A 24,948-nucleotide genomic window follows, 5' to 3' on the forward strand; every position below is an offset into this window, starting at 1 on the left:
ACATGGAAAAACTAAACAAAGAGCTTATCGAAAAATTAGCATCCGATTTGATGCTTGAGCTCCAACCCCAAGAAATTACACATATCGAAGAAATATCAAAAACATTCTTGAATCAAATTTCAATATTGCAAAATATCGATACATCAGGTGTGGAAACAATGTCTTATCCATTTGAAATAGAAACAAGTTGGTTTCGTGAAGACGAGCCAACACATGTTATTTCGCAAGAATTAGCATTCGAAAATGCGCCACGAATAGAAGGCGATTATTTTGAAATAGTTAAGGTGGTTAATAAATAATGTCAATTGATACTCTAAAAAAAGCAAATGAATCTCTAAATGCAATTGTAAGTTATGTCGAACACCAACCTGCATCCGAAGGAAAACTCATAGGATGGGATATTGCTCTCAAAGACAACTTCAATATGATAGGAACACTGACAACTGCAAGTTGCCAGCTGTTGAGCAATCATAAATCTATTTATAATGCACATGTTACGGACCTTTTGTTAGCTTCAGGGGCTAACATTGTCGCTAAGACATCAATGGATGAATTGGGAATGGGTGGTACAAACTTAAGTGCCATTACAGGACCCGTAAGTAACCCTTACGATACATCACGCATTTCTGGTGGATCATCTGGAGGGAGTGCAGCTCTTGTTGGCGCGAAAGCAGTCCGTGTTGCATTAGGATCTGATACAGGAGATAGCATTCGTAAACCTGCGGCTTTCGTTGGAGCGGTTGGAGTCAAGCCGACTTATGGACGAATTTCTCGATATGGTGTCATTCCGTATGCATCTTCATTGGATCATGTTGGCTATTTTACACAATCAGTAAAAGATGCAGCATTAATGCTTGAAGTTCTTGCTGGTCGTGATAATAAAGATATGACGAGTTCATTTGAACCAGTACCAGCATATACAGAATTATTAGACATGGATCTTGAAGGCAAACGAATTGGTATTTTCTCATCAATCCAGGATTACATGCCTGAAGGCGAAATTAAAAAGTCTTTCCAAGAATTTACCAACCAACTTGAAGCTAAAGGTGCTGTCTTAGTTGACAAAAAAATGGATGAAACACTTCTACGTGCAGTACTTCCAGTCTACTCCATTATTTCAAACTCTGAAGCAGTTGCGAATCATGCTGATCTTGACGGTGTTCGTTATGGCGTCGCACAAGTAGGTGATTCCCTCGAAGAAATTATGAAACGTACGCGTACATTGGGGTTCAGTGAGACCATTAAACGTCGCTTTGTTTTTGGTGCATATGCACTCGATGATAAAAATCAAGAAGAAGTGTTCAATCAAGCTAAACGTGTCCGACGTGTTATCGTGGATGCTTATGCAAAATTCTTTGAAGATGTGGATGTAGTTGTTGCCCTTGCATCAACACAAATTGCGCCGAAAATTGAAGGACCATTCCTTGATGAAAAATCAGATCAATCACTTATCTCAGAAAACCACATGGTTATCAATAACTTCAGTGGTTACCCAAGTATGACAATACCATTAGCATTCGTCGATGCGATGCCAATTGGTATTAACATCAGCACCAAGCCATTTGAAGAAGCAACGATGTTTGCTTATGCAAATGCATTTGAATCACTCATTAACTGGAAAGGGGCATTCTAATGAATTACGAAGCAGTTATCGGTATTGAGATTCACTGTGAACTCAAGACACAATCTAAAATGTTCTCCGGAGCTCCTTTGGGCTATGGTTTAAAACCAAATACAGCAATCAATGAAATTGATCTGAGCATGCCTGGAACGTTACCACAAGTTAATAAACGGGCAGTTGAATATGGCGTTAAGTTAGCTCAGGCGCTTAATTGCGAAATCGATGATTTAGTTCGTTTTGACCGCAAAAACTATTTTTACTCAGATTTGCCGAAAGGTTTCCAAATTACACAACAATTCTACCCACTCGGACAAAACGGATTGTTTAATATTCTGGTAAACGAAGAGATGATGACGGTACGAATTAATCGACTCCATATGGAAGAAGATACAGCCAAGCAATTCCATGAAGGGGAAAATACTTTAATTGACTTTAACCGTGCCGGGACACCACTACTCGAAATCGTTACTGAAGCCGATTTCCGTACTGGCGAACAAGCAGCAGCCTATGTTGATGCACTACGTCTTTTGGTAATCTATTTAGGAATTTCGGATGGTCGTATGGATGAAGGATCACTTCGTTGTGATGTGAATATTTCAATCCGCCCAGAAGGTCAAGAAGCTTTTGGAACTAAAGTTGAAATTAAGAACTTAAACTCTATAAGCAACGTTCAAAAATCCATAGAGTTTGAAATTGAACGTCAAAGAAATGTGATCGAAAGTGGTGACAAAGTTGTGACTGAGACACGTCGTTTTGATGAAAAACAACAAGCAACAGTCGGAATGCGTACCAAAGAAAGTGCTGTCGATTACCGTTACTTTACAGAACCGAATATCGCGCCAATCCGTATTCCAGAAGCAATGCTAAATCAAGAAAGCATTGAATTACCGGTTGCACGTGTAATGCGATACCACAATGATTTAGGATTAAGCATGTATGATGCAACGGTTCTTGTCCGTAATCAAGAGATTGCAGATTATTTTGATACAGTCAGTGCTTTAAATTCACAAGCAAAATTAATTGTTAACTGGTTAACACAAGATATCCTTGCCGTTTTTGATAAAAAAGGCGAACAAAGCTTAGAATCATGGATTAAGCCGGCATATTTTAATGACTTTATAGAAGCAATTCATTCCAATACTATTTCATCAAAACAAGCAAAAGACGTTTTCGCAAAAATGGTTGAAGGAGAATCTCCAAAAGAAGTCATCAAGAAATCTGGGATGGTTCAAGTTAACGATGAAGGCGCTATTGAAGCTTGGATTGAATCTGTACTGGAAGCAAATCCACAAGTTATTGAAGACTATAAAAATGGGCTGGACAAATCGATTAAATTTGTTGTTGGTCAAGTCATGAAACTTTCTAAAGGACAAGCAAATCCACGCTTAACCAATGAACTTGTATTACGTGTGCTTGCGCAGAAAATATAAATCGTATACAATTTATATTAAATAATAAGGAGGATCATGATGACTCAAAAACAAGATCCAAAAATTAAACAACCAAAAAATAAAACTAAAAAGAAACATGACTGGTCATTCTATGCAATCATAGTGTGCCTTGTTCTTATTGCAATTCCAACAGTATTCCTCGGATATACAATCCTATCAGCAACAGGAGTACGTGGTGAACCAATTATTGGAAATCGCTTTGATGGTGATTTAACACCAGCTATTGAAACTACGGCGCTTGAAACGATACAAAAAAATGTCGAAGCATTAGGTGTCGCTGAAAGTGTAAAATATGAACTCGAGACTGCAACAGTGCGGATCAACGTTAAAGTTGCGGAAGGTACTGATAAAGATGCCATTGCATCAATTGCGAACCAAGTTTATGAAACTACCGTAGCAACACTACCTGTGGGAGAGTATTTCACAGCTTCTGATTCGAAAAAAATGTACGATATTGAAATTAATGTCTACAATATGGTTAAACCAACTGAAGAACAAAGACCAAACTTTATCTACTACATTTACTCAAAATCATCCCAACAAGAAGCACCTGTTGGAAAACTTGTAAGTGAAGCAACAGCACCAGAATTTGTGGAAAAACTAAGAGAGTCTGAATCAAAAGAAGGCGAACAAAAAGAAGCAGCTACTGATACAGAATCTGGCAATGATGTACCTTCAGAAGAAGGAACAGAATAATTGAATAGCATGAAGTGACACTATTGTTATAGTTGTCACTTTTTCTTGTGGTAAAATAACTATGATGACAGACATAATGACAATTGGTAAAAGATTAAATCAACAATTTCAAGAGAATTTATTATTCCTCTTGATTTTTGTCTTGTTTTTGCCGAACTATGTTATGTATCCAAGTCTCATTGCGTTAGGAGTATATGTTGCATATGAATGGGTGAAATTTAAAGACATCAGTTTTAAAAGTTTCATTTGGCCGCTGATTGCTTACCTAATCGTCGTAGCATATGTTAACAACAACGTTTTGGGGCTTTTGGCAGCAATATTTATGCTTTATATAATTGCGTATGTCGGTGCGGTTAAACGGCGCATTACGCCACGTAACTACATGAAGATGCAATACTATATTGTGTGGAGTTCGCTGTTTAACTTTTTCTTTATATTTATTCAGTACCGTCCACAATGGTTTTCGGACCTTGCGACGAAGGTAATGGCGTGGTTTAATGTTGGACATATGCCGGCGTGGCAACTTCCTCCTTATGGAGATGGTTACTATCGTGCTTATTCAACATTTGATAATCCCAACTTCTACGCATTCATTTTGCTAATTGTTCTATTAGTTTGCTTTAACCAAATTCAATTTCAACTTACATTTAAAAACTATAAGTTGCTCCTCTTTTACGCTGGAGCATTCCTAATCAATACATACGCATTATTCCTAACAGGAACTCGATCCATCCTCTTAGGTCTCGCTGTGGGGCTTGTAGGGGTTATCTTGGTGCAAAGGAAATGGACACAGCTTAAAATTCTGGTGTTTATTGGCTGCATCGTTGGAATCTTTATTATGAACAACCCTTCAATTTTTCCACGGTTCATGGAAGTTGCTGATCATTCGTCCATTCGCTTCCATATTTGGGATAATGCAATGGATGCGATAATTAAAGAACCATGGTGGGGTCACGGTCTATTTTCATATGCTTTGTTGTTTGACAATACTCATGCACATAATATCTTTATCGAAAGTTTATTAAGTCTTGGTATTGTCGGAACGGGTATCTTAACGTTGTTTATTATAGAAAGAGCAGTTGATGTCTATAACAATGCATACTATTTAGACTATCCACTCGCAATCTCTTTACTCGTGGCATTTTTAGTTTATGGTGTCTTCGATATTCCGATATATTACATTCAAACAATCTTACTATTTGCGGTTGTTTTCTGCATTCCAAATCGTAATAAATTCTAATAATACGGCTTTAAATAGCCGTATTTTCTATTCCAAAAGATAATAAATATTTATTTAAAGAAAAGGCTTGCGTTCCGATATCTTGTATGGTATATTTTATAAGCACTAAGCAGTGCTTGTTTAGCTCAGTCGGTAGAGCAACTGGCTGTTAACCAGTGGGTCGCAGGTTCGAGTCCTGCAACAAGCGCCATTTATTGGCCCGTTGGAGAAACGGTTAACTCACATGCCTTTCACGCATGCATTCACGGGTTCGAATCCCGTACGGGTCACCAAAGTGTGATTAACGCAACATTCCGAATGTTGCTTTTTTTTTATACTTTGACACTTTCGAATTGAGGATCAAGACATCAGCATAGGAAAAATCAGTCATAAAAAAATTGATATAAACCACACAAATACAGTAGTTAACAGCGACTATATTGTTAAAAAAGTGCAGAATACCCACTGATGATAATGCGTTAAAAAAATTATCCTTAAAAAGTGGAAATTTGCTTGCTTACAGTAGGGATGTATGTTATATTTTATGAGCGTTAAGCGATGCTTGTTTAGCTCAGTCGGTAGAGCAACTGGCTGTTAACCAGTGGGTCGCAGGTTCGAGTCCTGCAACAAGCGCCATTTTATTTTTAGAAAAAGTGGTGTTGAAAATAAGTGTAAAAAACACTTTACATCAATTACCAATCTTGCTATAATACAAAAGCGCTAAAAAGATAAACATCAATAACGCACAGCTGGCCCGTTGGAGAAACGGTTAACTCACATGCCTTTCACGCATGCATTCACGGGTTCGAATCCCGTACGGGTCACCAATTGTAATTAACACTCACTTCAATGAAGTGAGTTTTTTTATGCGAGTAATGAAAATGATTACATAAAGCATCTTCGTAAATTTATGATAAAATATAAGCAATGGGTCATTACCCACAATAGAATAGAGGTGCAATATGTCAGATCATTATGAATTACCACTTCGTTCAGAAGTCGCAGAAAAAGATACATGGAATTTAAAACCAATGTTTGAAAGCGATGCAGCGTGGAATGAAGAATACAGTGCTATCGAAAAACAATTAGAAGAAGTTGCGTCATACCAAGGAACCTTAGGTAAAAGTGCTGAAGCACTCTTAGCAGGTCTAAAATTTAGAGATGAGTTGAGTTTTCGTTTAGAAGTTCTCTATATTTATGCACATCTAAGTTTTGATGTTGATACAACCAATCCAACATATCAAGCAATGAATGGTCGCGTCCAAACGCTGGCTGCAAAATTCAGCTCGAGTTTCTCTTTTTACAATACTGAGATTCTTGCGGTGGATGAATCCACCATTCGTGGTTATATTGAATCAAACGACGCATTAAAACTATATACGCACGACTTTGAGAGATTGTTTAAATCACGTGCTCATATTTTAAGTGATAAAGAGGAACGTGTTCTTGCTTCTGCAGGCGAGATTTTCAATGTTCCATCCACAACGTTTGGAATGATTAATAACGCGGATATTCAGTTCCCATCAATCAAAGATGAGAATGGTAATGAAGTTCAGCTGTCACATGGTCGCTATTCCTTGTTTATGGAAAATCCGAATCGTGAAGTTCGTGAACGTGCGTTTAAAGCAATGCAAGAAACATACGGAAATCTTAAGAATACTCTTGCAAGTACCTTATCTGGAAATGTCAAAATTCATAACTTTAATGCAAATATTCGAGGATACAAATCAGCACGTGAAGCAGCCCTTTTCGGGAATGATATTGATGAAAATGTTCATGAAAACCTAATCAATGGAATTCATAAAAACATTAATATGCTTCATGATTATGTAACGCTACGTAATGATGCATTACAACTTGAAGATATCCAAATGTACGATATGTATGTACCGATGGTTGACGATGTTGATTTGAAGTTTACGTATGAAGAGGCGAAGGAAATTATTCTTGAAGCGTTATCAGTGCTTGGTGATGAGTACCGTTCGGTCTTGAAACGTGCTTTTGATGACCGATGGATTGATGTCGTCGAAAACAAAGGGAAGCGCTCTGGTGCCTATTCATCCGGATCATACGGAACTGATCCGTATATCCTTCTAAACTGGCAAGAAAACATTGATAACATGTTTACCTTGGCTCATGAATTAGGGCACTCGGTCCACTCTTATATGACGCGTAAATACCAACCGTATATTTACGGAGACTATTCAATATTCGTGGCAGAAGTTGCTTCGACAACGAATGAAAATTTATTACTTAACTATCTTCTTGATCAATACGAAGATCCAAAAGTACGTGCTTATTTATTAAACCATTACCTTGATACCGTCAAGGGTACGGTTTTCCGTCAAACTCAGTTCGCAGAGTTTGAGCATTTGATTCACGTAGCGGATCAAGAAGGTACTGCATTAACAGCGGATTACCTAATTGATACTTACTACGCGCTTAATAAATTTTACTATGGCGAAGCAGTATCTACTCAAGAAATTGGGTATGAGTGGGCGCGAATTCCACACTTCTACTACAATTATTATGTCTACCAATATGCAACAGGGTTCAGTGCAGCAACGCTCTTTGCAGAAACCATTTATAATGGAGGGGACGTTGAGCCGTATCTAAACTTCTTGAAATCAGGAAGCAGCGACTACCCTATTAATGTCTTGAAAAAAGCAGGTGTTGATATGCATGAAACAACAGCAATTGATACAACACTCGCAATTTTTGGAAAACGTATGGAAGAGCTCCGTACTCTCATTATTAAGTAAAAAAAGTAACCCCATGCACCAATTGAGAGCATGGGGTTTTCATTTGCGAAGGGTGCAAACGATATTTGATAGATAAATATTGATGAATTCGTTAAAGTTAAGGGGGAGGTAGTTAATATGAAACTCGGTGATCGACTGGCAAATTGTCGAAAAGAAAAAGGACTGACGCAGGAATATGTCGCACAAGAAATAGAAGTAACACGGCAGACTGTTTCAAATTGGGAGACAGGCCATGTAGCGCCGTCTCTGGATAAATTACATGCGTTGGCGTTGTTGTATCAAACAAGTTTATACGACCTGATTGAGGGTGATACACAGACTGTCAGGAGTCAAAGTGCTGTATCACAATGGATTGGAAAACAAGTTGATGTTGAATATCTGAGTGGTGTGGTCTTAAGTGGAACTGTCACAGATATGGATCAACAGTGGACCGTGCTTCAACTAGATAAAGGCAATGAATTAAAAGTTATCAACCTTGAAGGTATTGGTGCAATTGTTTCTAAAGGGGGACGTTAGAGATGATGGAGTATATTTATTTAGTTATCTTAATTTATATCGCTTATGCCTTAAGTGAGTTGCTAAAAGAAAATCGTGCAGTTCGCACCATGCTTGCGCGACTCACAAATGAAAAAGATTATATCGAGAACCATCTGCGAAAGTATTTAGGTGAGACACTCGCGGTTGAATTGGAGGCGTTGTATGCGCTAAAAAAGAAGACGGTAGAGGGTGGTTTACAGGTGGTACAATTTATGGATGTTGATGATGAGTGGGTCTCGTTGAAAATTTTGATGCACGATGACACATGGTGTGATGCATTGGTCAAACATGACCGCATTCTTAAAGTTCATCATAAAGTATCGATGTAACTATAACCACTTATGATATATTTTGTGAAATCATAAGAGAGTATCTTTAAAATAAATTTAAATATGCTAAAATGGAAATGTTGAGTTAACACTATATTAAAATCAAGTTCCAGAAATGGTTGTGGGGGAAAACATGCGTTTCTATATGTTTCGAAAAATAATGTTCGATTTTGTGTTTATGAATATACTCATAAATGGGTTCTTTTACTTTGTAGCATTTAGCACACACAAGGGAGCACTAACGATGGTCAATGTCCAATCGGATTTGTTGGTGGGTCTTATTTGGCTGGGTGTATTATGTTCGGGCTTTGGTTTTTATAATACGAAGCGGGACTTACAAAATTGTAAATATGACATTGAAGGGTATCATGTACGACCAGTATATCGAAAACTACCAAAGACATTCCTTGGACGCGTCGCATTCTTGACAGTTGTAGTGATAACATGCATTTATCCATTATTTATGCCGATACCTCAGCTTCTCGGAGCGTTTGAGATTAACCATGCAATTGGGCTCTTTCTAAAAGCAGGTGCTTCGGCGGTTGCTGCCGGGGTCATTGGCCATGTGGTCATGAATTTGTGCATCATGGATTATCAAGACATGCAAAATGCCATCAATGCATACAGTTATAGTTAAAAAAGCCAGTTCGATGAACTGGCTTTTCTTTTATCAAATCTCAACCGCACCACTATTCATTTTTAAAAATTCTATCTCATAAGCAGTTTTAAAGTCAAATATTTTACGCGGCATTGAGTTGATTTTAAAGGCAATGTCATCTAGATATTGTTGTCCAATGCTGTAAAGTGACTTTCCTTTCGGTATAAATCTTCTAACTATCGCATTGGCTCGTTCATTAGAACCACGCTGAAAAGAACAGTAAGGATCGCATTTATAAAGTTTGACACCGAGTCGTTTTGCAGTAATTCCCATTGTGTTAAATTCTAATCCATTATCAACGGTTATTGATTTCGTTACTATTTTGTTTTCTTCTATAAATTTTCTAATTAATGAGGATGTGTAATAGTCTAATCGATACTCAGCCTTTATCAGCCAATTCATTCTGGAACATCGATCTACGATTGATATTATTGCTGCACTTTCATTTTTCTTTCCGATTATTGAGTCAATTTCAAGGTGACCGATTTCATCTCGGGCCTCTATATAATTGGGTCTCAGACTAATTGGTAGCACAGTTCGATTTTCCAAATTCCATTGAAAGTGGTTCATCATTCCACTCATTCGCTTCTTTCGTCTACGTCTTTTGTAACACATCCTAAGAGGGTCAATCATAAGTTTTCCTTGGTTGATCCAGTTATACACTTGTTGAACGGATACACAGGGTTTATGAGGATGATACCTTCTATAGTTGTTGAGGCAGACATCGATAGAACGGACTTTCGGATCATAACGAGAATTGAGGTAATCGATTAAGTGGTTATATTTATGTTGAATATCTATTTTTCTTTTCTTATAATGATTGCTTTTATACCTCGAAACAGTTGAATGCGAAATATTCAGTTCGCGTCCAACTTGTCGCATCGAATATCCTACACTCAATAAAATATCGATTTGGTCTTTTATTTTTTTATTTAATTGCTTATACTTCATATGGGAGCTCCTTTTAGTCGGGTGGGCTCCTTTTATTATACAAAAACAACCGCACCTTGATGGTGCGGTTGAGATTTGAATTTAGGAAAGCCAGTTCGATGAACTGGCTTTTATTTATGATTATTTCGATTCGTTTCGGGCATAGGTTGCAAGAACGCAATCTTCAACAACGTTCAGTCCTAAATCATGTGCTTTGGCAACGAGTTCATCGCTAACAGTTCCAGGTTGGAGCCAAATGGTCGAAATGCCTTTTGCTTTGATGGGTTCAAGATAGTTGATCCCAATCGTTGGATTAACAACAAAGACTGCGACATCAATTGGATCTTCAATCGCTTCAATTGAGTTATAAATACGTTCGCCTTCAACTTCGGTAAGACGGTGGTGAATGCCTCGTGTAATTTTGCCTTTGTTTTTCAGTAAAGTGTAAATTCTATAGGAAAATTTTTTCTGATCATCGGTCATGCCAATTACTGCATAATTGCTGTTTGTTGATAAAATCTCATATGATTTGTCCATAAATATACTCCTTTTCATAAGTTAAGTATAGCACACTGTTTTTGAAGACTGTGTGTATTAACACAGAATCCCTTATTTTCGGTAGTTAATTCGTTTCGTATCAAATGGACGGACTTCAGCTTCAATGCGGTCACGTTGTGGCTCGAGGAATGGTGGAAGGCTTAGTTTTTCTCCTAATGTTTCAATTGGTTCGTCAACTGTGAATCCAGGGGTATCGGTAGCAAATTCATAAAGAATACGTCCAACTCGTGTGTAAAGAGATTCAAAGTAGTGACGGTTTACGAAACCGGAGTTTGGATACATGTTACGGGTCATTTGGTCAATACGCTCTTTGAGGTCTTCGGTTGTTTCAACACGAAGCGCAATGTGGTGAACTGCACCATAACCTTGGTACTCGTCTGCTGAAGATTGATCGACGCGAACATGAATGGATGATGAGTTTCCACCTGGGCCCGTTTCAAATCGTGTTACACCATCCTCAATACCAACTTTTGTGAAGCCTAGAGCATCAACTAAGAATTGTTCTTGTGTATCAATATGGCGGACTGTGATTTCAATAGTTCCGAGTCCAACAATTGCGAATTCGTTAGGTACATCACTCCATTGGTTTGGTTTTCCAGCTGGGAAACCACCACCAGTTTGGTCTGAGACAAGACGTAAACGGAGGCCGTCAATATCTTCAAAACGAAGCCCTTTAACACCAAAGAGTTCATCAATAGCATCGTGTTTAACGCCTTTTTCGTCAAAACGCTGCATCCAGTATTCAAGTGCTGCATCACTTGGGACACGCAGTCCAACAGAGGTTACTGCGTTGGTCCCACGGACAGCTTTACTGATTCCAGGGAAATCAAAGAAAGTTAAATCATTTCCGGCAGACGCGTTCTCATCTCCAAAGAATGTATGGTATGCAGAAATATCATCTTGGTTAACGGTTTTCTTTAATAAACGCATTCCGAGAACCTCTGTATAGAATTCGTAGTTTTTCTGTGCATCACTTGCGATATTGGTGATATGATGCCATCCTGATATAGTTTTCATAAATGTGCTCCTTCTGGCATGTACTGCCTTGTTGATAATGCAATCATAACGAATCAAAAAAAGGAGTGCAAGAATAATGACCTAGCAATCTACTATGTTTAATATTATGGATGTAATTTATGAAGAAAATTTATGTTGTTAAGGCGTTCACACACTCCGACACAACGACAATCATTAAATATTTTATGTTTCAGATTTTCATTTCTTAAAAACAGACGAAAATCTGTGTCAAGGACTCACATGTAAAAAAAATCTGTGTTTTAATACTATTAGATTTGAAGGGTGGTGAATGTATGTTAGTCGTTTTTGATAGTTTGACGGGTCAAGGTGCAAGATTTGCATCAAAACTCGAACAAAATACTATAGATATCTTAGACTATGACGGTGAGGGTAGTGAATTATTCTTGATAACACGTTCATGGGACTTTGGGAAAGTTACCGATGAAGCTGCAGAGTTTCTTGAAACATATGCAGATAAAGTGGTAGGCCTAGCAGTAAGCGGCAATCGTAATTGGGGTACAAACTTTGGAGCAGCAGGGCAGAAAATTAGTGATCAATACAACATTGAACTCGTATTGAAATTTGAAGGTTCAGGCTTTAGTAAAGATGTTGAATATGTAAAAACATGGATTCAAGAATATAAGGAGGCACGTCTATGACAGCGCAAACAAAAACAAATCAAATTCCTGAGTGGGTCATTCTTAATAATCAGATCCTTGATGGAGATGGAAATATTAAAGATCTCAATAAAGATAAAGAAGCGGTTCGTTCTTATTTTTTAAATTATGTGAATAAACATACACAGTTTTTCCATTCTTTACGTGAAAAACTCGATTACATGATTGAAAATGAGTATTATGAGAAAGAATTTTTGGATAAGTATACATTTGAAGAAATTGAATCTGTCTATGATATTGCTTATAATGCGAAGTTTAGATTCCCAACATACATGGGTGCATTTAAGTTCTATAACGATTATGCAATGAAATCAAATGATGAACGCCGTGTATTCTTGGAGCGTTATGAAGATCGACTTTCCATTATTGCGCTCTACCATGCTGATGGTGATGTAAAGACAGCGCGTCGTCTTATTAAATCACTTATTGCTCAAGACTTTACGCCAGCAACACCAACACTACTCAATACTGGGAAGAAAAAACGTGGTGAATTTGTCTCATGTTTCTTGTTGGAAGTGGATGATTCTTTAAATGACATTGCACGTGTTCAAGAGTTTGCAATGCAACTTTCAAAACTGGGTGGTGGCGTGTCGATTAACTTGACCAACCTTCGTGCGAAAGGTGAAACCATTAAAGATATTCCTGGAGTCGCTAAAGGTGTCGTAGGGGTAGCGAAACTTCTTGATAATGCATTCCGCTATGCTGATCAAATGGGTCAACGTCAAGGTGCGGGTGCTGTTTACTTAAACGTATTCCACAGTGATATTGAAGATTTCCTCTCAACTAAAAAATTGAATGCTGATGACGATGTTCGTGTTAAGACATTATCAATGGGTGTGGTTATGCCTGACAAGATGATTGAATTAGCACGCGAAGACAAAGATATGTATGTCTTCTATCCGCATACGGTTTATAAAGAATATGGAATTCCGTTCTCAGATATCGCAATTGATATGGATAACTGGTATGAGAAACTTGTAGAAAATCCAAATGTTCGTAAGCGTAAAATAAACCCTCGTAAGCTCTTCGATATGATTGCGCAATTACAAGGGGAATCCGGATACCCATATATCATGTATGCTGATAACGTTAATAAGGAAAACCCTCTCGCGGATCCAATTAAGTTCTCAAACTTATGTACAGAAATTCTGCAACCTTCTGTTGTCTCAACATATGCAGATTACAACAATCGTGATAAAGACCAAATCGGTTTAGATATTTCATGTAACCTTGCAAGTGGACATATGGGAAATATGATTAAAAACAATACGATTGAAGAAACAGTATATGCTGCCATGGATATTATGAACTCTGTATCTGAAAAGACGAATATCGCCCATGTACCAGCAGTTGCTCGTGCTAATAATATTATGCGTTCTGTTGGTTTTGGAATTATGGGGCACCATGGCTATATTGCGGAAAACTATATTGCTTATGGTAGTGATGAAGATATCGATTTAATTGATGTATTCTTCAGTCTTGTTAACTTCTATAGTTTAAAACATTCAATGACGAAAGCCCGTGAAACAGGACTTCGTTTCTATGGTTTCGAGCGTTCAAAATATGCTGATGGGTCATACTTCAATGATCGTGGACCTGTTCATGCACAAACGGATGTCGTTAAAGACATTATGAAGGATATTTATATTCCAACAGAAGAAGAATGGACACAGTTAAAAGATGATGTAATGACATTTGGTCTCTATAACTCTAACCGACTAGCAGTTGCGCCAAATGGTTCAATTGCATATGTTATGAGTGCAACACCATCATTAACACCGATTAAACAAATTGTAGAAGAGCGTACTTATGGGAACTCAAAAACATATTTCCCAATGCCAGCATCTGATGTAGCGGGTTTTATGTATGAATCAGCATATACAATGGACAAATATAAAGTTATTGATGTTATTGCAACGGCACAAAAACACGTGGACCAAGGAATTTCATTTGAACTATGCATTACGTCAGATGAAACGACACGTAGTTTGCAAAAATACTACTTATATGCACATTACCAAGGAATTAAAACACTATACTATACACGAACACATAAATTGAGCATCGAAGAATGTATCGCATGTGCAGTTTAATTTGGGAGGGAAATGATTGATATGTTACTAAAAGAAATTGAAGCAAAAAGTGCAGTTCGCCATTACGATGGTGCAAACTGGAACGAAAATGAAGATAACTTTACACAAACGTTTTATGAACAAAATTTAAGTCAATTCTGGAGACCTGAAGACATCAGTCTTCAGCCAGATTTGAACTTGTGGGCAACATTGCCTCAAGATGTTCGTAAAGCGTACTCACAAAACCTTGCTGTTTTAACATTCCTGGATACCTATCAAGGAGATATTGGGATGCCTGTTGTGTCACGCTCAATTGATGATCGTTTCCACCAACGTAAAGCAGTCTTAAACTTTATGGCAGCCATGGAAAATGCGGTTCACGCGAAGTCATACTCAAATATTTTCATGACATACCTGCAAAATGATGAGATTGATGAAATGTTTGCATGGACAGAAAATAATAAGAACATGCAGCGACTTCTTGCGCTGATCGTTGGTTATTATGAAGATTTGGACCGTCTTACTTATAAACGTCGCTACGATGATTTAGGGACGCCTGTTGATTCGTTAGAATTTGATGTCGCACAATGGAAAGCGATGGTTGCATCCGTCTTCTTAGAATCGTGCTTATTCTACAGTGGTTTCTATTACCCACTTTATTTCTATGGACAAGGAAAACTTATGCAAGCTGGGGAAATCATTAACTTGATCCTTCGTGATGAAAGTATTCATGGTCTCTATGTTGGAAACTTAGCAATGGAAATTTACAACAAGTTTGATAAATCACTGCAGGCTGAATTGTACCAATGGCTCACAACCTATCTTGACGAAATCTACGGTGAAGAAGTAGAATTAATTGAATCCATCTACGATGCAGTAGACTTGTCTCATGATGTTAAGATTTTTGTGCGCTATAATGCAAATAAAGCGATGATGAACTTAGGGTTTGATCCATATTTTGACTACGAAGAGGTAAACCCGGTTGTCTTGAATGGATTAAATACCGAGACAAAAACAATGGATAACTTCTCAATGAAAGGAAATGGGTATCAAAAAATGAAATCAGAATCACTTCAAGATGATGATTTCTCATTTGATGCTCCAAGAATTAAACGATGAGCAAAATTAAAATGTTGACACAGGACAACTGTGCTAAATGTGTTACTTTAAAACAATTTCTAGAACTCGGTCTTCGCAACAAGTATGCGGACGATATTGAAATTGTAAAAAAAGAAAACAATCCAGAGGCATTTATGAAGCTGGCATTAGATAATGATATTATGGCTACACCAGCATTAATTGCGGATGGCGATGTACTTCTCGATGTTGCACCTTCAAAAGTAACGGCTTTCCTCGAAAAACATATTCAATAAATTTAAGTGGACCTGAAAAAGGTCCACTTTTTTACGAATGTTTGCACTTTTCAGTAATTACTCCAAAAATATTTACATATTTCCAATATTTTTTTAAAATAATGCAATCAAGGAGAAAAATATGACAAATATCATGGATAATTTTGGAATAAAACTATTTTCGTCAGAAAAAATGCGTAAATATATGCCACGGCCAGTCTTTTTGAAATGGGAACGGTCGGTAAGTCAAGAGGAACCGATGGATCGGGAAACTGCTGACGCGATTGCGCACGCGATGAAGGTTTGGGCGATGGAAAATGGTGCAACTCACTACTCACACTGGTTTCATCCAATGACGGGTTCTAGCGCCGAAAAACATGATGCATTTATTGAAGTCACTCCAAGTGGTGAAACTATTACTCGCTTTTCAGGAAAAAATCTAATCAAAGGTGAAACTGATGGTTCTAGTTTTCCAAATGGTGGCCTTCGGCAAACATTCGAGGCTCGTGGTTATACATACTGGGATGTGACCTCACCGGCATTCTTGCGTGGCCATGTTCTCTTCATTCCCTCAATTTTTATTGCTTACCATGGAGAATCACTGGATGAAAAAGCACCATTAATTAAGGCGATGGATGCATTAAGTGAACAAGCAACTCGAGTCGTTCATGCGTTGGGTGATAAGTCCGTCACTTCGGTCCGCGCAATGGTCGGTTTAGAACAAGAATACTTTCTCGTAAATAGTGAAACGTTTCAAGCACGAGACGATTTAAAATTTACGGGACGAACCCTTCTCGGTCATGAAATACCGAAAGATCAAGAACATGTAGGTCATTACTTTGGAGCTATTCCAGCGAAAGTTATTGATTACATGGAAGCGGTCAATGAGGAGTTATGGAAATTAGGAATTCATGCAAAGGTAGAGCATAATGAAGTATCCCCTGCGCAGTTTGAAATTGTTGTAATCTATGCTGAGGCGAACATAGCGATTGATCAGAATATGCTCGTAATGGAAACCTTAGAGCGTGTAGCGTTAAAACATAATATGAATGCATTATTGCATGAAAAACCATTCGCTAAGGTTAATGGATCAGGAAAGCATAATAATTTCTCACTTGTCACAGATACTGGACTCAATCTCTTCGATCCTGGTGATCGTCCTCACGAAAATGTTCGCTTCTTGATTTTTGTAAGTGCCATGATTCGTGCTGTAGATACACACGCAGAATTACTCCGATTTGCTGCCTCTACTCCGGGTAATGATTATCGCTTGGGTGCAAGTGAAGCGCCTCCTGCAATTATATCAATGTTTGTGGGTCAGACCTTAGAGTCGATTCTCAACCAATTGATGCAGACGAAAGAATTAACGCTTAATAAAGATGATCAGTACTTTAGTCCTTTAGCATCTTTGTCGGCTACGCGTAAAGATAGTGCCGATCGCAACCGAACATCACCATTTGCGTTCACTGGTAACAAATTTGAGTTCCGTATGCCGGGTTCTGCAATCTGTAGTGCTTTCGTAAATACTGTATTGTGTGCCATTCTGGCAGAGTCACTTGAATCAATTGCAGATGAATTGGAACAATACAAATATGTTCAGGAAAGCCGCGAACGTGCGCTTGAAGTTTGCCAACAAATTGTGCAAGCCCATCATCGGATCTTATTTAGTGGTGACGGTTATCATGAATCGTGGATTGAAGAAGCCTCCCGCAGAGGGCTTGCAAATCTTACAACCTATCTTGAGTCGACCCACTCATTACTCTTGGACAAGTCACAAAATATGTTTGAGAAAACACGCGTCTTAAATCGTCGTGAATTGGAGGCGCGCTATGAAATTGCACGTCATCGCTATGTGGAAGACGTGCGAACAGAAGCATTAACCTTGATTCAGATGATTAATCGTCAATTACTTCCGGCTGCGATGAAACAAGTTCAGGCATTCATGTTACCGAACGGTACAATACTACCAGGGCACTATGCAGCAACGCGTCACGCTCAAATTATAAATCTTAGTGACCGTATTGTGGAAAAAATCCAAGCAATGGAACGATTGGTTCAAGGTGTGGTTAATAAAGATCTTGATGCACAATGCCTTGTACTTGATCGAGAAGTTGTTAAACTGTTGTCATCGATTCGTGTTGATGCGGATCAATTAGAGACATATATGGATGCTTCATTGTATCCTTTCCCAACATATAGCGATTTATTGTTTCATGTATAAAAACACATCACACGTGATGTGTTTTTTTTAGAGGATTATCATTGCATAAAAGAGGATACTTTGGTAAGATACATACGAATCCTTTAAGTAAGCACAGAGATGTTTATAAGGAAACATACACACTAAGAAACTAGTCATGTTTTCCGTATATCTTTTCACGTTCTTATTTGATTCGAAAAGTCAGATCATACATACGGAGGTACATTTCATGGCTAAGAATCATTTTACACGTAAGATACTCATCACCCTCGCATTGGGCCTAATTGTTGGAATTGGGTTCATTTTTCTGCGTGAGTATTTAATATCAACTAATCATCAAGCACTTTGGACATCAATAGACAAATTGTTGTTTGCCGATATCAGTGCACCAGGTAATAAAAATGCAGTTGGAATCTTCTACATAGTAAGTCAAATTTTTATGAGACTCTTGCAAATTGTTTTAGTTCCTCTAATCTTTACTTCAATTATTAAAGCAATTGATCATATTCGTGAGTCAAGTTTACTCAACAAGCTGGCAACCAAAGGTATTAAGAACTTTATTTTGCTCCTCACTGTTGCAGTTATCCTTGGAACAACAGTTGGTTATTTTGGTTACAGTATGGGTTGGTTCCAATTATCGAATCTTGAATCGATTGAGCTTGCTCAAACAACGGTTAACGACACTAATCCTTTGATGATTGTCTTAAATGCCTTCAATAATAACTTTGTATCGATGCTTTCAAATAACGGAAACATCATTGCGGTAGTTGTCTTTGCGCTTATCGTTGGTGTTGTCATGCAAAGTGTACGCGATCAAATCGATATCCTACGTAAATTCATCAACGAAGTCTACATTATTACGATGAAACTTCTTGAAATCGTCATTGTTAAGTTTGGACCATTCGCAATCTTTGCCTTATTGGTTAGAACGCTTGCATCTTATGGAACAAACTATCTGCAACCAGCAATGGTTTACATGGTATTGACATCCTTAACCTTACTGGTCTTGATGTTTGTAGTCTTCCCATTAATCGTGTTGGTACGTACAGGGTTATCTCCAGTTATTTTCCTAAAGAAAATGTATAAGGTAATTGCGTTTGGGTTCTCCACATCTTCGTCTGCAGCAACCTTACCTTTAACGCAAGAAACGGTAATGCATGATTTAGGTGTTGATGAAGCGATTGCTTCGTTCATCGTGCCACTTGCATCTGCCATCAATATGACTGGAACGGCCATTATGCAAATTGTTGCAACCTTGTTCATAGCGTCAGTAGGCGGTTATGAAGTTGGCGTAGTTCAAATGATTTCCATTATTGCACTCGTTGTAATTGGGTCGATAAGTACCCCAGCGGCTCCTGGCGCAGGTGCAGTCTTACTCTTCACAATTATTAGTGGGATGGGTTATGTTAATCCAGAGGCACTTGCAGCATATAGCTTTATTTTCGCAATCAACCGTCCGGTTGAAATGCTTGTTACTGCGGCAAATGTTATGGATGATGGCGTGAGTGCATTATGTGTCGCTCATGAACTAGATATGGTTGATGAAACGCTCTTTCATAAAGGGTGGGAGACTCAAACAGTTGTAACTCCATCAATAGAATCTTAAAAGCGCTTAGTCGCTTTTTTTTTGTTTTATTTGCGATATCTTAAGAAGCACACATAAATTTCTCACACCTTTCAAATCAATTGATGTTATGGTAATGGTACGCTCAGTAAGGGATTAAGGTTATGGAAAACACGAGAACCAATGATTTAAAGCAAACAGAATACGATGGATTTTTCGCAGAAATGTATGATGAAACGGTAAATTTGGTATACAATATCGTCTATAAAATTACCAATAATCAAAATGATGTGGATGACATTGTGCAGGATGTGTATTCGAGTGCGTTTGCTCGCATCGACACACTTGAAGCACCAACACTTGAAAATTTCCGCCCATGGGTGGCGACCATTGCACGGAATCGTGCTATCGATTCGCTAAAGAAACAGCGAGATATATCTGTGGAATCGATTGAAGTGTTGCAATCGTTAAGTCAAGATACCGCGAATCAAAGACGGTTTGAACATCCTGATAAACTAGCGATGTTACAAGAACGGAACGATCTATTGTATGGTGCAATTCAAGAATTACCAAAAGATCAGCAACTTTGCATCGTTCTATTCTACTTTGAAGATCTTTCGATTAAGGAAATAGGCGAAGAATTGAATTTGAATCGGAATACCGTAAAGAGTAATCTTCGTTACGGCAAGAAGAAATTAGCACAAGTCCTTCATGAAAAGACTCAAGACGGCAAGCGCCTTCTCAGTGTCTTTCCGATTTTCTCTTCATATCTTCTCATTCGAATGTTGCACCGAGAAGGTTCATCACAACATATTCAACGACGCGTTGTAGGGGGGATAGGAGTCGGAATGGTTGTCATGGGTATGGTTTATTCATTTCCTAAAGCGACAAGTACTACAAGCAATCCACCTATTTCTGAAGTAGCAGGTAATTCAGCTGATGAACTCTTCTCGTGTTTGGATGTTTCGTTTGTTGGACACTCTGGAAATGGGCATGCATATGCTAAAAAAGGTACTTGTTTTGATCAGGAACGCAGTGAAACACAAGTGCGTATTGATCCTAATACACAACTGAGTAACAATTCGTTTATCGAAATTACCATAACCTATCAAAATGAAGTCAATGAATCTGTGAGTGCAACACGGAAATATCTGGTGAATGGATTAGAATAATATTTTGAAAGTTTTAAAACTTTTGGAGGGCTGATTCGTTGTATTAAGTGAGAGAGTCTTCCGTTTACCGTAAAACGGATAATCAATCAGAGGGGAGCTTGAAAACATGAAACGAAAATTAAGTATTGTAATGGTGATTGTTGTCAGTATTATGCTGTCACTTGCACCAGTGATTCAACCGATTGAGGCGGTTGATCGAAAAGAAATTGCGTTAGAAATATTGAATGCAAAAATAACCAATGAAAAAGGGGAAGCCATTGGTTCAGCAAATCAGTATACAGTTATTAAGTTTGCGTTGGACTTTAAAATTCCGAATAACATCGGAAAAAAAGGTGACTATACAAACATTAAACTACCCGATGCTCTTAAGTTTGAAGGAAATAATAAATTCGAAATGAAAGATAGCCTGGGGAACATTGTTGCGTATGCTACCGTCAATCCACTAACAAAAACAGCAGAGCTCGTATATACAGATTACATCGAAAAAAATTCGAACATCTCAGGATCATTGGAATTCTTCACACGGATTGATACAACCACAACTCAGGTTGGGGAGACAGTTCAAATTGATATTGATATTAATGGTGAGGTTATTTCCGGAGGGACAATCGAAATTGAACATAATAGCGATGATCCAAACGAAAAATTCTCGAAGTATAATTGGTTCTTAAACGAAGAAGGTACTCAAATCCAAAACATTCTGCGTATTAATCCATCAGGTGGAACTTTCAATGCTGCTGTTGTTTATGATGAATTACGAACAGCTGGCTTAGACTATGAGTTGTCATCGTTTAAGATCTTAAAAGGTGATTGGATCCTCGATGCTCAAGGTGTATGGCGTATGGATAATGGTGTTGATGTGACGGCAGATTTCGAGATCAAATTTGGCGATGACAACCGCTCCTTTAGTATTGATTTTGGGAAAATATTGAATTCTGATGAATACATGGTTCAATATATTACGTCGATTTCTTATCAACCTGTGACTGATGAAAAATTCGAAAACTATGCCAAACTTGAGGATACAGATGTCATCATTAAAGAAGTGGTTCGAAATACTGTTTATTATTCCGCAGGTGGTGGAGCAAATGGGTACAACCACGGAATCAAACTACTGAAAGTTGATGCACAAGGCAACCCGCTTGAAGGTGCAACGTTTACACTGACACGAAACCGTACCAATCAAATCGTGGCAACGAGTACATCGGATGTGAATGGTGTCGTGTCGTTCGCTGACTTATTGAAAGATGATTATACGTTAGAAGAAACCGTTGCACCAGATGGGTATCTACTGCTGGAAAGCCCAATTGCGATACCTAATGATTTACTGATTGCTAACGGTGTCTTCGAATTGACGGTGGAGAACGAGAAAATCGTACCACCGGTAGAGCTTATTTCAATTAGTGGTACCAAGACATGGGTCGATGGTGAAAGCCCGCTACGCCCTGAAGCAATTACTGTACGCTTGTTTGCAGATGGAACTGAAGTAACGAATGTTACACCAATCTGGACCAAAGCAGGTGATGTATGGACTTATACATTTAAGGATGTTCCGAAAACCCATGAAGGTGAAAATATTACCTATACCGTTACAGAAGATGCGGTACCGGGTTATCAAACAACACAAACAGGACTCGATATTACAAACACGAAAATTGAACCACCGATAGAACTTATTTCAATTAGTGGTACCAAAACATGGGATGATGGTCAAAGTTCACAACGACCTGAAGCAATTACTGTACGCTTGTATGCAGACGGTACTGAGGTAACAAATGTTACACCGACATGGGTTAAAGTAGGTGATGTGTGGAGCTATACGTTTAAGGGTCTTCCGAAAATGAATGGCACTCAAACAATTATCTATACTGTAAGCGAGGATACGGTACCGGGTTATGAAACAAATATCGCAGACTTCAATATTACGAATACGCTCGTGAAACCGCCACATGAACTGATTTCAATTCAAGGAACCAAAACATGGGTTGATCAATCCAATCAATCAGGACAACGTCCTCATGCTATTACAGTACGCCTATATGCTGATGGTAAAGAGGTTCAAAATGTTAAACCTGTGTGGTCTAAAGCCGATGATGTTTGGTACTATGAATTTGCGAATTTACCAAAATTTGCAGGAGAACGAAGTATTGAGTATTCAGTTCGTGAGGATGCTGTTGCAGGCTATATAACACGGATCGAAGGCTTCAACATCACGAATACATTAAATCCTAAACCGGTGTTACCAGAAACAGGATTGGCGGATAATAATTATGGATGGATCTTGATAGTGGGTGGTTTTGCCATGATGCTCACATCACGAATGAAACGTCGTCCAAAACATTAAGAGTCACAAATAAATAGAAAACCGCAACTTCAAATAATTGCGGTTTTTTTACTTATAATAGGGTCTATAGAAAACTGTAACGAATCATCCCCTCACATAGTGGAAACATTGCCACGTTTTTTGTTATGATAAGAATGAGGGACTCTTATGAAAAAATATCGAAAAAATCTAAAGGCATTGTTTACAATGATGTCATCAAATGAAGGAACACTCTTCACATATGCATTTGCTTATTCACTAATCGTTGGGATCGCTCCCATTTTAATTTTAGCGGTTGTTTTTATTGGGAAATATGTTGTCCCAGTAGAACAACTTATTTCATTTCTACAACGTTATATACCGAAAGACTTAATTGAGCCGTTTGTACTTTATATCTCAGCTTCTAACTTTGATAATTTGGGACTCTTAATTACATTATTTGCGGCGAGTGTATGGGTTGGGTCCAAAAGTATCTACTCATTTCTAATTCTGAGCAGTGAGCAAGATCAAGTAGCGGTTAATGGATGGTTACTTCGTGGGCTATCGGTTGCTTATTTCTTGCTGATTTTAGTTGGAGTTGCAAGTGTGGGGTTGGTTATGGGATTCTTTGACTTCTCATACAAACTTTTTGTCATTCCATTGGTCATTGGCTTCTTTATGGTTTTTTACCGTCTGATGTCTTTTCGCTACACAAAGTGGCGGGAGGTACTTCCAGGCGCTATTATAGCAGCATTAATATTATTGCTTTTAGGGCAACTATTCTTCGTTTATATTAATCGCTTTACGAATTATCAAACCATTTATGGTCCGCTAGCATCTATAATGATTTTATTAATCTCAGGATGGTTTATTGCTTGGATTATTTTCTTTGGTTATAGCATCAATTATGTCTTTAGAGACAATGAATCAGAATTGCCAGAAAAGAATCGCCTTATCCGATTCTTAACTAAGTTTTAGGAGGTAGTTATGTCACCAGAATTCAAAACTGAAGTTGATAATGTTACATCGTTATGGGGATATATCTCGTCGCCATTTGCACAACGTGTTATTGCGACCGCAATCTTATTCTTTGGGGTGTGGGTCATTAATCGGGCGATTGAAAGTGCGATTGATCGCATTGCCAATGAACGTCGAATTGATATAAACAAGCGCACAATTTACCAATTAATCGCGAAAATTATCCGCTACATTCTCTATGTCATTGCATTTACATTCATGCTGGAAATTTTCAACATCTCAATTGCTCCGTTACTCGCAATTGGTTCTGCAGTCGGTGTTGCAGTTGGGTTGGGTGCACAAGAGGTTGTACGTGATACGATATCTGGATTCTTAATTCTTACAGAAAATCAATACGTAATCGGCGATGTAGTAAAAATCGAAGATTCTGTTGGAGAAGTCGTTGAAGTAACACTATTGTCGACGATTTTGCGTAATGGTTTAACAGGTGAAGTTATTACCATTCCCAACGGTGAAATTAAAGTTATCGTTAATTACTCAAAAGAGTATATGAATGCTTATGTTGATATTCCGATGCCTTATGAAATGAGTACAGATTCCATCATTTCAACTTTACAGGACATTGTAGCTCCAATGAATTATGAGGGTGCACTTACGCCGGTTGAGGTTATTGGTATCGTTGACTTTGCTCAAAGTGCTATTAAAGTTCGTGTTAGTGTTAAAACCGAAGCAGGCAAGAATTATGAGATTGAACGCCGTATGCGCAAAGATATAAAAAATGCGCTGGATGAAAAAGGCATCGCAATGCCATATAATACACAAACAGTTCATCTTAAACAGTAAAAAGGGCTCC

22 protein-coding genes and 4 tRNA genes are annotated in these 24,948 nt (G+C 38.1%); 23 read left to right on the forward strand and 3 right to left on the reverse strand.

The features are described from left to right. Nucleotides 1–2 precede the first annotated feature (2 nt). The 13 genes from G7061_RS02980 (at nt 3) to G7061_RS03040 (ending at nt 9,252) form a co-directional block, all read left to right on the forward strand. Nucleotides 3–299 carry an aspartyl/glutamyl-tRNA amidotransferase subunit C gene (locus G7061_RS02980; protein ID WP_166118777.1) on the forward strand — a complete coding sequence of 99 codons (297 nt, stop codon included), beginning with the start codon at nt 3–5 and terminating at the stop codon, nt 297–299. Then, a complete protein-coding gene (locus G7061_RS02985; protein ID WP_166118780.1) occupies nt 299–1,633 on the forward strand; it encodes an amidase family protein in 1,335 nt (444 codons plus the stop codon). Before G7061_RS02980 ends, G7061_RS02985 begins: the two co-directional genes overlap by 1 nt. Beyond that, the gene (gene gatB / locus G7061_RS02990; RefSeq protein ID WP_166118784.1) at nt 1,633–3,051 is read left to right on the forward strand and encodes an Asp-tRNA(Asn)/Glu-tRNA(Gln) amidotransferase subunit GatB; all 1,419 of its coding nucleotides are present in this window, start codon (nt 1,633–1,635) and stop codon (nt 3,049–3,051) included. The genes G7061_RS02985 and gatB overlap by 1 nt, the downstream gene beginning before the upstream one ends. A 39-nt stretch (nt 3,052–3,090) precedes the next feature. Further along, nucleotides 3,091–3,768 (forward strand): hypothetical protein, encoded by a 678-nt coding sequence (locus G7061_RS02995; RefSeq protein WP_166082923.1) that lies wholly within the window; start codon nt 3,091–3,093, stop codon nt 3,766–3,768. 61 nt (nt 3,769–3,829) lie between these two features. Continuing rightward, nucleotides 3,830–5,008, forward strand: coding sequence for an O-antigen ligase (locus G7061_RS03000; protein ID WP_166118791.1), 1,179 nt, complete (start codon nt 3,830–3,832; stop codon nt 5,006–5,008). A 114-nt stretch (nt 5,009–5,122) separates the two neighbouring features. Further along, nucleotides 5,123–5,198 (forward strand) — tRNA-Asn (locus G7061_RS03005). Nucleotides 5,199–5,204: 6 nt separating this feature from the next. Further along, nucleotides 5,205–5,280 (forward strand) — tRNA-Glu (locus G7061_RS03010). Between the two features lie 267 nt (nt 5,281–5,547). Beyond that, nucleotides 5,548–5,623, forward strand: a tRNA-Asn gene (locus G7061_RS03015). A gap of 115 nt (nt 5,624–5,738) precedes the next feature. Beyond that, nucleotides 5,739–5,814: transfer RNA gene (locus G7061_RS03020), tRNA-Glu, on the forward strand. Between the two features lie 135 nt (nt 5,815–5,949). After that, nucleotides 5,950–7,749 carry an oligoendopeptidase F gene (gene pepF, locus G7061_RS03025; RefSeq protein ID WP_166118796.1) on the forward strand — a complete coding sequence of 600 codons (1,800 nt, stop codon included), beginning with the start codon at nt 5,950–5,952 and terminating at the stop codon, nt 7,747–7,749. A gap of 117 nt (nt 7,750–7,866) precedes the next feature. Next, complete coding sequence (locus G7061_RS03030) at nt 7,867–8,265, forward strand: helix-turn-helix transcriptional regulator (protein ID WP_166118799.1); 399 nt, start codon at nt 7,867–7,869, stop codon at nt 8,263–8,265. A gap of 2 nt (nt 8,266–8,267) precedes the next feature. Beyond that, nucleotides 8,268–8,615: a hypothetical protein gene (locus G7061_RS03035; RefSeq protein ID WP_166118812.1), complete on the forward strand. Its 348-nt coding sequence runs from the start codon at nt 8,268–8,270 to the stop codon at nt 8,613–8,615. 133 nt (nt 8,616–8,748) lie between these two features. Further along, a complete protein-coding gene (locus tag G7061_RS03040; protein WP_159645269.1) occupies nt 8,749–9,252 on the forward strand; it encodes a hypothetical protein in 504 nt (167 codons plus the stop codon). Nucleotides 9,253–9,285: 33 nt separating this feature from the next. On the opposite strand, the gene G7061_RS03045 is transcribed toward G7061_RS03040, so the two are convergent. The 3 genes from G7061_RS03045 to G7061_RS03055 all read right to left on the reverse strand — a co-directional run bounded on the left by G7061_RS03045 (nt 9,286) and on the right by G7061_RS03055 (nt 11,778). Beyond that, the gene (locus tag G7061_RS03045) at nt 9,286–10,224 is read right to left on the reverse strand and encodes an IS30 family transposase (RefSeq protein ID WP_166118818.1); all 939 of its coding nucleotides are present in this window, start codon (nt 10,222–10,224) and stop codon (nt 9,286–9,288) included. Between the two features lie 120 nt (nt 10,225–10,344). After that, nucleotides 10,345–10,740, reverse strand: a complete 396-nt coding sequence (locus G7061_RS03050; protein ID WP_159635620.1) for a CoA-binding protein — start codon at nt 10,738–10,740, stop codon at nt 10,345–10,347. Between the two features lie 72 nt (nt 10,741–10,812). Further along, on the reverse strand, nt 10,813–11,778 hold the full coding sequence (locus tag G7061_RS03055; protein WP_159640853.1) for a ring-cleaving dioxygenase: 966 nt from the start codon (nt 11,776–11,778) through the stop codon (nt 10,813–10,815). 293 nt (nt 11,779–12,071) lie between these two features. On the opposite strand from G7061_RS03055, the gene G7061_RS03060 reads away from it, so the two are divergent. The 10 genes from G7061_RS03060 (at nt 12,072) to G7061_RS03105 (ending at nt 24,938) form a co-directional block, all read left to right on the forward strand. Then, the gene (locus G7061_RS03060) at nt 12,072–12,437 is read left to right on the forward strand and encodes a class Ib ribonucleoside-diphosphate reductase assembly flavoprotein NrdI (protein ID WP_159635614.1); all 366 of its coding nucleotides are present in this window, start codon (nt 12,072–12,074) and stop codon (nt 12,435–12,437) included. Further along, complete coding sequence (gene nrdE / locus G7061_RS03065; protein ID WP_159635611.1) at nt 12,434–14,548, forward strand: class 1b ribonucleoside-diphosphate reductase subunit alpha; 2,115 nt, start codon at nt 12,434–12,436, stop codon at nt 14,546–14,548. The genes G7061_RS03060 and nrdE overlap by 4 nt, the downstream gene beginning before the upstream one ends. Before the next feature lie 12 nt (nt 14,549–14,560). Beyond that, nucleotides 14,561–15,646 carry a class 1b ribonucleoside-diphosphate reductase subunit beta gene (nrdF, locus tag G7061_RS03070; RefSeq protein ID WP_236261760.1) on the forward strand — a complete coding sequence of 362 codons (1,086 nt, stop codon included), beginning with the start codon at nt 14,561–14,563 and terminating at the stop codon, nt 15,644–15,646. After that, nucleotides 15,643–15,900: a glutaredoxin gene (locus G7061_RS03075; protein ID WP_159635608.1), complete on the forward strand. Its 258-nt coding sequence runs from the start codon at nt 15,643–15,645 to the stop codon at nt 15,898–15,900. Before nrdF ends, G7061_RS03075 begins: the two co-directional genes overlap by 4 nt. A gap of 121 nt (nt 15,901–16,021) precedes the next feature. Next, nucleotides 16,022–18,100 (forward strand): glutamine synthetase III, encoded by a 2,079-nt coding sequence (locus G7061_RS03080; protein WP_166118827.1) that lies wholly within the window; start codon nt 16,022–16,024, stop codon nt 18,098–18,100. Nucleotides 18,101–18,308: 208 nt separating this feature from the next. Then, nucleotides 18,309–19,685, forward strand: a complete 1,377-nt coding sequence (locus tag G7061_RS03085) for a dicarboxylate/amino acid:cation symporter (RefSeq protein WP_159640844.1) — start codon at nt 18,309–18,311, stop codon at nt 19,683–19,685. A gap of 122 nt (nt 19,686–19,807) precedes the next feature. Further along, nucleotides 19,808–20,815, forward strand: coding sequence for an RNA polymerase sigma factor (locus G7061_RS03090; RefSeq protein WP_166118833.1), 1,008 nt, complete (start codon nt 19,808–19,810; stop codon nt 20,813–20,815). Nucleotides 20,816–20,921: 106 nt separating this feature from the next. Beyond that, nucleotides 20,922–23,159 (forward strand): Cna B-type domain-containing protein, encoded by a 2,238-nt coding sequence (locus G7061_RS03095; RefSeq protein ID WP_166118838.1) that lies wholly within the window; start codon nt 20,922–20,924, stop codon nt 23,157–23,159. 147 nt (nt 23,160–23,306) lie between these two features. Next, nucleotides 23,307–24,095 carry a YihY/virulence factor BrkB family protein gene (locus G7061_RS03100; RefSeq protein ID WP_166118843.1) on the forward strand — a complete coding sequence of 263 codons (789 nt, stop codon included), beginning with the start codon at nt 23,307–23,309 and terminating at the stop codon, nt 24,093–24,095. Between the two features lie 9 nt (nt 24,096–24,104). After that, on the forward strand, nt 24,105–24,938 hold the full coding sequence (locus tag G7061_RS03105; protein ID WP_159640832.1) for a mechanosensitive ion channel family protein: 834 nt from the start codon (nt 24,105–24,107) through the stop codon (nt 24,936–24,938). Nucleotides 24,939–24,948 lie beyond the last annotated feature (10 nt).

This window comes from Erysipelothrix sp. HDW6B (assembly GCF_011301115.1).
In the GTDB taxonomy this organism is placed as follows: domain Bacteria; phylum Bacillota_I; class Bacilli_A; order Erysipelotrichales; family Erysipelotrichaceae; genus Erysipelothrix; species Erysipelothrix anatis.